The following is a 586-nucleotide window of genomic DNA, read 5'->3' on the forward strand; positions in this document are numbered from 1 at the left end:
GGGGGAGAGATGCTATGGGCATGTGTATCGCAAAGCGAGCTTGCGTCTGACACAATCTGGTTTTGGTCACTACTCAAACACCAGGTGATGCCATGAACGCAAGCCCGCAACTACAACTTAGCAATTCGGATCGCTCCTTGTACATCGCACTCGAACTTTCCAGCTCAACTTGGAAGGTCGCTTTCACCGACCAGCTCGGCCGAAAGGCACGACTGAAGAATGTCGCGGCCGGTGACCTATCGGCCTTGGAACAGGAAATAGCCAAAGCCAAGGATCGCTTCGAGCTAACAGAAGACGCGCTAGTCGTGAGCTGCTACGAAGCCGGCCGTGATGGCTTTTGGATCCATCGCTGCCTCGTCTCGATGGGCGTGTTCAGTCACATCGTTGAACCGGCGTCGATCCAGGTGAATCGCCGGCACCGACGTGCCAAAACCGATCGAATCGATGCCGAGATGATTCTGAACGCACTGCTTCGCTGGCAAGCAGGCGACCGTTTCGCGTGTCGGATGATACGCATCCCGGACAAAGATGTCGAAGATGCTCGGCACATTCACCGTGAACTAAAGACCCTCAAGGGTGAGCAGAC

Annotated in this window: 1 pseudogene; it reads left to right on the plus strand. The window is 55.3% G+C overall.

What is annotated here, in order from left to right:
• Positions 1–92 precede the first annotated feature (92 nt).
• Positions 93–586, plus strand: a pseudogene (locus tag GE027_RS22670) (IS110 family transposase); the annotation flags it as partial.

This window comes from Roseimaritima sediminicola, assembly GCF_009618275.1.
Classification (GTDB): domain Bacteria; phylum Planctomycetota; class Planctomycetia; order Pirellulales; family Pirellulaceae; genus Roseimaritima; species Roseimaritima sediminicola.